The sequence below is a fragment of the Verrucomicrobiota bacterium genome (assembly GCA_037139415.1).
In the GTDB taxonomy this organism is placed as follows: Bacteria; Verrucomicrobiota; Verrucomicrobiia; order Limisphaerales; family Fontisphaeraceae; genus JBAXGN01.
The window spans coordinates 1-9,046 of sequence record JBAXGN010000252.1 but is presented as its reverse complement, the minus strand read 5'-3'; the positions used below and the strand labels follow the sequence as shown (position 1 = coordinate 9,046).

The 9,046-nt window shown below is 56.4% G+C and carries 5 protein-coding genes and 1 pseudogene; all 6 read right to left on the bottom strand.

The genetic code is table 11. The features are described from left to right. The coding region (locus WCO56_27235) for a glycosyl hydrolase family 28-related protein (protein MEI7733295.1) at nt 1-2,356 on the bottom strand (2,356 nt) is incomplete at its 3' end. Further along, the gene (locus WCO56_27230; protein MEI7733294.1) at nt 2,353-3,618 is read right to left on the bottom strand and encodes a response regulator; all 1,266 of its coding nucleotides are present in this window, start codon (nt 3,616-3,618) and stop codon (nt 2,353-2,355) included. The genes WCO56_27235 and WCO56_27230, both read right to left, overlap by 4 nt. Next, the gene (locus WCO56_27225; GenBank protein MEI7733293.1) at nt 3,602-4,813 is read right to left on the bottom strand and encodes an outer membrane protein transport protein; all 1,212 of its coding nucleotides are present in this window, start codon (nt 4,811-4,813) and stop codon (nt 3,602-3,604) included. The genes WCO56_27230 and WCO56_27225 overlap by 17 nt, the downstream gene beginning before the upstream one ends. Nucleotides 4,814-4,860: 47 nt before the next feature. Beyond that, on the bottom strand, nt 4,861-6,882 hold the full coding sequence (locus WCO56_27220) for an ATP-binding protein (protein MEI7733292.1): 2,022 nt from the start codon (nt 6,880-6,882) through the stop codon (nt 4,861-4,863). Nucleotides 6,883-7,371: 489 nt separating this feature from the next. After that, a complete protein-coding gene (locus tag WCO56_27215; GenBank protein ID MEI7733291.1) occupies nt 7,372-7,722 on the bottom strand; it encodes a hypothetical protein in 351 nt (116 codons plus the stop codon). Between the two features lie 901 nt (nt 7,723-8,623). After that, nucleotides 8,624-8,950, bottom strand: a pseudogene (locus WCO56_27210) (transposase). Nucleotides 8,951-9,046 lie beyond the last annotated feature (96 nt).

Sequence of the window (9,046 nt, the reverse complement as noted above, 5' to 3'; positions counted from 1 at the left end):
TGGCGGTGTCCGCCTTTTGGTTGCCGACTTCGTGGAACAGTTTGCCGAGGCCGCCAGCGAATTGCCCACTGCCGCCACGCAATACATTAGTCCGGATTTCCACGCCGGAACAGTTGGGGGTCTGCAAGAGGACCATCGGGCTTTGGGCATCTTTCAGATCAAACACATTGCCTTGGATGATGTGGTCGAAACTAAAGGTTTTCATGGTCACGCCCGCCCCTTTTTGCACACTGAAGCGGTTGTATGCGACGATCCAGTTTTCGTTCATACCGCCCAGCCAGAGGCCGTCTTTGATGCTGGAAACATCGCAGTTATAGATGACGTTTCGCGGGCCATTGGGGCCGTGCGCCGAATCTTCCGGCGGCGAAGCCCACATGCCGAAGCCGTAGCCACCGTTGCCGCTGACTGAGTTGATGACGCATTGCTCAAACAGGTTTTCATGCGTCCAGCCGGAATGCCACTGGGCATCGGAATCATGAAAAACGCCTTTGCGGATGACGCACCCGCTCGCGGCCCATTGCATCAGGGGGGCATGACGGAATTTGAACGTCTCCACGTTTTCCATGAGGCAATCGCTGACCAGTTCCCAGCCCACATACGCCGTACCGCCGCCACCCTTGAACCAGGCATCGTCAAACACACAGTCCCGGATTTCGCACCACTTGGCACTGTGGGCGTACACCGGGTTACGACCGCACTTGCGCACTTTGACGCCGCGCGCCCAGCAGTTCCACGCATAATCAAAGCTAACGGTGGTGATCCACAAATCTTCCGTTTGCTCCAAGTACATGTCTTCCACGCCGCAGCGCTGGAGCACAGATATCTTCTGCACATAGGAACCGTCCACCGTCGGAAACTCAATGCGCAAGGGTTGATTGATCGTAATGAGGTTGCCATCCACTTTCTCCACGCGCAAATAGTAACGGCGGTACGTGCCCCATTCACATTTGTTTTGCGTCAGCGTTTTCCACCGTTCGGTGGCCGGGCCTTCCAGCATGATCGTATCTCCAGCGGCCAATCCTGCCGCCGCCACCAATTCGAGTTGCAGGTCCCCGCGGCGTCCGTCCCGGGCGAGCTTGAATGGTGGCCCGACCAACCCCGGCCCTTGAAAACAGATCGCCACCTGGGAGTTGGGCACCCGCTCATTTTTCAGGGAGCGGTCCAGTGTGAAGCGGACTGCGGTGGAACGCGTGCGGCCATCCTGATATTCGCCGGTGCCAGTCAACGTGTGCGGTCCGTCCGCCAGCTTGGACATGGCCTTGCCGGAAGCGCGGCTCATGAACGTGTTGCCGGAATGCTGGCTGCGCTGCCAATCCCCCAGCGGAATGCCGCCATCCGCAGTAATCCGCATCTTCATCAGGCCCTGAGGCAGGCAATGCAGTTCAAACGGGATGCTGGTCCCCACGCGCAGGTTCGGTTTGGGCCAATAAAACACCGCCCCGTTCGACGGCAGGGCATAGCGGAAAATGATCCGGGTGCGCTCCATGCCCTGGCCGCGCAGGACAATCCCACTTTCCCGGATGGTCACGGGCCGGTCCAGGTAATAGGTCCCCGCCGAAAACAGAATTGCTCCGCCGCCCTTGGCGCTGGCGGCTTGCACGGCATTTTCGAGGGCCTCCGCCATATCCTTGCCGCTATCCGGCGCCGCGCCAAAGTCATCCAGCTTGACGATCTCTTTCACTTTGGGAATCCCGCCGCGCACTCCGGTCTGCGCCCAGTTGGGATACACAATGCCATCTGGTCCCACGATATCTGCCGGGGTCAGCCGATTGGTTTCCGCCGGCTTGAGTTTATACTGTGGCGTCCAAGGCGGTGCTGCGGATGGCGTGGGGACGGGCACCAATTCCAGATCATCCAGGAACACCTCCACTTGGGCGGTGAAAAAACTGTGAATCCAGAGTTGCACGAAGGCCGTCGTCGGTTGCGGCATGAACTCGAGGCGGAAGGGACGCCACTGGCCGATTTTGGGGCTGGGGGAAGCTAGCGTGTCTTTGGGTTGTTTGACCCGATTGCCCTTGGCGTCCAGTTCGCGAATATAAATGCCCAGGCCCTGACCGGAAACGGTAAACGACTTGCCGCGCAATTCATACGTTCCCTGCGAAACCGGGATACGACTGGATAACACATCCGAGCCATGCTTGGTATCGGTATCACGAATCCAAAGGCTATGGGTGCCAGTCGCGGCACGAACCGTGGAAATCTGACTGATGCCTTGATCCTCGGGACCACAAGTCCAGCCATCAAAGCCCGCTTCAAATCCCCCGTTGACCAAGCCGGCGCCGGGGGCGGCAGCCAAAACGAGCGCCGCACCAAACCAGCCGGCGGTGAACAGAAATGCGTGCCGGAACAAATTCAAGCGGTAACGTTGGTCGTGGCCACGGGAAAATATACTGTAAAGGTCGTGCCCCGGCCGAGGCAGGTTTGCACATGGATGCCGCCCCCGGCGTTTTCGACCAGCTTGCGCACGATGGAAAGCCCCAAGCCAGTGCCGGCACCCTGCGCTTTGGTGGTGAAAAAGGTTTCAAATAGACGGGGCAGAATCTGCGGCGGAATACCGGTTCCGGTGTCATGCACCGAAATGGCGGCCAACGCGGTGTCATTGCGGAAGGTTTCCCGATTGATGAAACGGCTTTGAGGTCCATCCGGCATGGCGCTGAGGTCCAAGGGGCCGGGAAGCGTTTGAGCGAACACTTCGACCTGGATTGACTGGGGTGAGGATTGCAGCGCATTATTCACCAGGTTAATCAGGATTTGCAGTAAATCAAGGCTGTGAATCTGCACTGGCAGAGTGATGGCCAAAGGCGAAATGGAAACCGAGTGTTCTTGCACATGCGGATTGTACTTCAACACCAGTTTCAAATCTTCCAGCATCCGCTGGAGGGAGACCACGGTTTTGTCACCGGGCTTTTGCCGGAGGTAGCTGAGATAGCGTTTGCAGATTTCGATGCAATTGGAGGCAATGAAAGTAATGTTGGAAACCTTGGACTTGAATTGCTCCAGGCATTCCCCGGTTAAAACCGGCGAGCGGTTTAAATCCTCCAGGATTAATTCCACGGTCATGCCGATGGCCGACAGCGGGTTGGAAATGTCATGGAGTACGCTGGCATAGATGGTGATCTGGTTGCCCAGTTTCTTGAGTTGCGTCTGCTGGTTGCTGATTTCCGTCTTCAGGTTTTCCAGTTGTATTTGCGCGGAATGCATCTCATCGGAGATCGCGCGGCGGTGCATGGCGCGCGCCACCGAATCGCGGATAATGGAAATATTGAACGGTTTATTCAAATAATCGCAAGCGCCAGCGCGCAAGGCTTCCTTGATGGTCTCCGGGGTTTCGTAACCGGTCAGCATGACCACTTCGATGTGGCGGTCAATGGTCTTGAGCTGCACCAGCAATTCGGTGCCGGTCATGACTGGCATGCGAATATCCAGCACGGCGGCGTCCATGTGTTGCTTGCGGGCCAAGGCGATGGCTTGGGCACCGCCCTCGGCTTGGAATACCTGATAGTCGTCCTTGAAGATGGTCCACAGCGAGAGCCGGGGACCTTCCTCATCGTCCACCACCAGCAAAGTGCGGCGCGCGCTGGAGGGCGGCGGGGTGATAACCTTAGAAGGTGTATCCAATAGAGATGGTGATGGCATGGCTGGCATAGTGGTAGAGGCCGTTAGCCGATTCTCCCACCAACGAGGTGGAGACGCTCTGGTCCACCCGGCGAGTGGGGCTAAAGGCGTATTGATAGGCGATATCCCAATTCCACGAGGTGTTTTTTTGGCCCAAACCCAAAGAGAAAATATGACGGTCGGAATCGGGCACCAAGGGACTGAAATCGCGATCTGGCACGGAATTTTCGCTGTAAATATATCCGGCACTGAGGGCCAATCCGGATCCCAATTGGCGCGTCACGCCAAATTCATAGAAGAAGCTCGATCGCCAATTGAACGGCAACTTCATGTCTCCGGAAGGTTTGTGCAGAGTCACCGTGTTCAGGCTGTTCCAATCCGTCCAGTCCACGTCGAATTCCACATTCCAATCCGGCGTGGGGCGGAAGGAGTAGCCCAAGACCACATTCTGGGGGAAATTGAATTCCGCATTGGCCGTTTCGGTGGCAGACCGAATCGGCGGCAGGTGGGTAATCGCGTTACCCTGAAAATTTTGCGTGGTACGGCTGCGATAGGTCAGCCCGAACGAATGTTTTTCGTGCGGCCGCCACATCGCCCCCAACGTAAAGCCCGGATCCCAATCATGGCCGGTGAATCGGAATTGGTCGTTGCCCCCCAGAATGCCGCGCCGCAAGTCGGTATCCGCATAATTAAAGGTCGGCCCCGCCGCCAGCGAGAGCGTGGGCAGCACCTGCCAACTGACGACGGGATGCGCTGTGAAATAGCCGATGCGCCCTTCCGTGGCCAAGGTGCGAAAACCGGTGTTTTGCGGCCATTCCAAGCTCAGGCCATAGGGGCTGTAAACGCCCAGGCCGAACGCGAGCGGGGAATTTTCCTGATGATACACATAGTAAAGTTGCGGCAGCGCCTGCACGTGGCCCACCGTTTCTGATTTACGCCCGGTGGGGCTGGTGTATTCGGAACCGAGCACAATGCCGTAAACACCGACCCGCACTTGCTGGTTGGTCAATTGACTGATGCCGGCGGGATTGTAATAAATGGCCGAGGGATTATCCGCAGTGGCCGCAAATGCGTTGCCGCGGGCGGTGGCGCGGGCATCCTGATCCGCGATACGAATCCCCAAGGCGAAGCTGAGTCCAGGTTGTAACAGGCCGGCACCGAGCGCCAGCTTGCAGGCAGTGTATGTCCAGTTGTTCATGTCTGGGAATGAGGCTAAAGGCTTGGTTTATTTTTTCCAGTCTTTTTTTACGTACAAATTTCCAGGGTCAAATTATCCTGCAACGGCAGGGAAAAGCGGACCATTCCGGGCTGACCTGGTCCGTTGGGAGCAATGGTCAACTGGCCTTTGTTGGCGTCCAGGATTTTGTTGGCGACGGTCAAGCCCAGTCCCACACCCACCGTGCGGGTGGTGAAGAATGGCTTTTGGGCTTTGCGAATGGTTTCGGCGGTGAAGCCCGGCCCGGCATCCAGCACCTCAATGTGCAGCCAATGAGTGCCGGAGGTTGCCGCGTCCCGCAGAATGCGCACGCGGGTTTCGGCCGCCGCCGGGTTGGCCTGAAAGGCGTTTAAGAACAGCTCGGCGAGCGCATGTTTGAGGCCGTTTTCCTCGCCACAAATGACACAGGATTGCGGCAGCGGTTCCAGCGCCAGCGCCGGGGTTTTATGCGGATAAAAAACCTGCGCTTCCTTGAAGGCATCCTGAACGAGTGACTTGACTTCGATGGCGTGCGACTCGACCGGTTGATCGCGGGAGAGGAAAAACATCTGGCGCGAAAGCCGGGCGATTCGGTTGACGCTGTGGGCAATGGCCTCCACCAATTCCGCCGGGAATTCAACCGGTTTGGTCTGGGCTTGAAACATTTGCTGAAAGGTGGAAATGGGCACCAGGGAATTGCCGATTTCGTGCGCAAATTGCTGGGCCATTTTTTGCAACATCCGGAGATTGGCGGACTCGATTTCCAGTTGTTTGGCGCGCTCCACATGGGTGTAATTTTCCAAGAGCAGCAGGACCGCGCCGCCGACGGCCTGCTGGAAGGCGCAAATGGTGATTTGATACACGTCCTCCGTCTGGCCCGCCGGGCGGAACATAAAGGGCGGGTGATCGCGCCCGGTTTTGAGGGTCTCGAAGACTTTGCTGGCGATGGGGCTGGGGAGTTCGGAAAACGCCATGGTGACCGACGCCTCCTCATTCGGATGCCGCAGTAGCGCGTGCGCCGCCGGGTTGGCAAAATGAATTTTGAGATGCCGGTCCACAATGACGCAGCCGCAACTGAGCTGGCCAAGCACTCCGGTCATCATGCCCAGGCTGGCGCGCAAATGATCGTGCAGCCAGCTATTCTTGATCGCCATGCCCAACTGCTCCAGGAGATGGAAAATAAGCGCCAAGGCCTCGTTGGTGAACGCCTCGCCGGTAAGCTGGTTATCAAACACGGCCACGCCCACCAGGCATTCCCGGTCCAGGATCGGGATGGCCACCTGAGTGCCAAGCAGTTCAAATTCTTTCTGGATGGCCCGATCCCGGGCGACCTCTTCCGCCCCGTGCCGCAGAATCCGACCGTACCGATGCGCGTAGCCGCCGATACCCGAATCCAGCGACAACTCAAAATGTTCCAGTAATTCGTTGGGGATGCCGATGGCGCAGGCGGGACGCAGGCTCCCGTTCTTGGGCAGCTCCGCGTTCAAATCCAGCCCCTGAAAGGAGGCACGTAAAAAAATGGCGGCACGGTTGACATCAATCACCTCGCGCAACATCAGGAGAAATTGCTTGAGCAAGGCGGCGGGTTCCAGGCTGTGACTCAGGACCGTCGAGGCATCCCGCAACGCTTCGAGCGCAGCTTTGAGATTCAAATCCGAGTCGGCTTTGGCGGCGGGTGGCGGGCGGTTTGAGGGAACCACTGGCACTGTGGCGGCCACCGGCGACAAGCGTTCGAGCAAGGTTTGCAGCAACCGGCCACGCACGGGCTTGGCCAGAATGTGGGTTACCCCGAGCAAATAGGCATCCTCTTCCCATTCCCATTTGCGGGCGGTCGCGTACACGAGGATGGGACAATCGGGCGCCAGGCGGCGCAATTGCTCAATCACCCGGATCGGTTGCACATCGGTCAGGTCCATATCCAGAATGCAGGCGTCCAGCAGGCCTTGGCGCAAAAGGGGTTCCGCCTCGGGCAGACCGTGGCAACCAAGGACGCGGAATTGGGCCGCGTCCAACGCGGCCTGCACGGCACCGCACATGCCGTTTTCCTTCGTAATGACGAGCAACGATCTCATGGTTGTCTGACTGAGGATTCGACCGGCGGGTGGTCCGGCAAATCCACTGGGATGTTAGTACCGTGATTGAGGCGGCTCGACAAGGAGAAATGACCGCCATGCAGCGTAATACTATTTTTTCGACCGCCAAAGACCGCCGGTTATATTTAACCTTGTTCATGATTTTTTGCCGACGTTCACGGTTGCATTCCATCGGGCACACGCACTTTTGCATGTCCCTGGATGTCGCCGGGCGGCCAACGCCAGTTTCCTGGATTGGCTCTTCGCGTGGCAAATGTCACGGGCGTATCTCATTCACAATGGGTGCGGTGTGACAATTAAATGGGCCGAATCTCTGGCGCTGTCAAGGAGTTGTTTTACCCAAGCCAGGAGTTTTCGCGTTGGGCATCGTTGAGCTTGAGCATAATCGTGTTGGGTTGGGGGTGATTGGGGTGGCAGGTATAAAAACTGGACCAAAAGTGGACCGTTTCTGTACCGAAAATGAATTTTTCAGGAAGTGGCCTCGACGGAAGTCAATTTTATAAGTTGATGTAAAACAGACTGTTGTGCGGATTGGGAGTCAACCGCGGCTGGTCCATTTTGCAGGGGGGTGGTGCAGTTTGGTTGCGGGAAGGTGGCCAGAAGCTGGCGCAACGAGTTCTGGCAAAAGGCGAAGCTGTTGGAAAACAGCATCCGATCCAAGTTCATGAACCGTTGGGCCGTGCGAAAGTATTGGGTGATGAGGGATGGTTTGGGGCGCGGGCCGATCCGTTTCGGGGCAATGCGGATGATGGCGCGGATGATGACCGGCTTGATGATCTTGGGCCGGATGATGCGGGAGATGAATTTGTGGGGCCACATAGGGATTTCAGATTTAAGATTTCAAATTTCAGAGACAGACATGGGATGCCCGCGAATTACGCGAAGCGACGCGAATGGGGAGCGAAGAGCATGGCATAAAAATGGCAGGTAAAAAATGAAACCGAAGAAGATAGGAGTTTGGAGTCAGGAGCTGGAATTTTAAACGGTCCAGCACCAGAATTTGAGTTTTCATAATATTATGTCGTTATCGTTTTTCAGTCAGGTGGATCGCGACACACGGTGTCTGGCGGATCGCAAACGCGCAGTCCGTAATGACCCACGGGCAGCAGGATAAGGGAGAAATGGGAAAGGTGGTTCCCTCCGGGAGGAAAAAACGAAAGGCAGAAGGTAGAAGGCAAAATGATGAATGAAACAACCCACGAAGCTGATTTTGCAGAAACATTTACAGGCATAAAATTAGGGAAATCGGACATGGCAAATAGATTATCGGGCAGAAAAATATAATCGAAAAATTTGGAAGCTTGGAGTCAGGAGTTGGAATGGGCGAGAAATTCAAACCGCGAACCATGCTAAAAACGCGAAAGCTGAAAGCCTGGAGTTGGCCCGACTAAAGATAAGCATGAACCGCACTAAGATTAAGTCGAAGATGAAGTAGGGCCCGGTCTGCAGTCAAAACGGCTATATTCAAAACGGATTGCCTTCACCTCCTGTTCCCTGTTAGTCTCTCGGCATGCACATGTCGGATACGTCGTTCAAAGCTGGCCAAAAGATAGGTTCAGGACGATACATCCTGATCAAGCAACTTGGACAGGGCGGTAGAGATGAAGTCGCGTCGCCGTGTACTGTTGCGGTTGTGTGTAAAGTGTAAGCGTAACGCCGAGCACCTCTTGACAAGGGATGAGAGAACCATGAGAGGCGTAAGATAAATCGGCTCTGACGGTTATGAGGCGAGGCGTTGGAGCGCTGATTGGTTGCGCTTCGACCAAGCCGCCGGGGTGACTTCCGGGATTTGGCGGTTGGTCATGTGGGGCAGGCGGGTGAGGACTTCTTTGAGATAGCTGTACGGGTCCAACTGACGGCGGCGGCAACTTTCAATCACCGTGTAAAGGATGGCACTGCGTTCGCCCGCGTCCGCGTCCCCAATAAAGAGCCAGTTCTTTTTGCCGAGGGCGGTGGGCCGGATGGCATTCTCGACCAAATTATTATCGATCTCCACCCGGCCATCGTTGAGGTAAACCTCCAAGCCCGGCATTTGGCCTAACGCATATGCGCCTCGCTCGCGTCTCGCCAGCCGCCCAAAATCCTGCGCGCCTTAGTGCTTATCCGCAAATAAAAGTTGCCTTTTTCGCCGTGCTCTGTCAAT

Excerpts from the sequence above, each read along its gene's own strand:
- WCO56_27220 (MEI7733292.1), bottom strand. The coding sequence starts at position 6,882 with ATGAGATCGTTGCTCGTCATTACGAAGGAAAACGGCATGTGCGGTGCC.
- WCO56_27215 (MEI7733291.1), bottom strand. The coding sequence starts at position 7,722 with ATGTGGCCCCACAAATTCATCTCCCGCATCATCCGGCCCAAGATCATC.
- WCO56_27225 (MEI7733293.1), bottom strand. The coding sequence starts at position 4,813 with ATGAACAACTGGACATACACTGCCTGCAAGCTGGCGCTCGGTGCCGGC.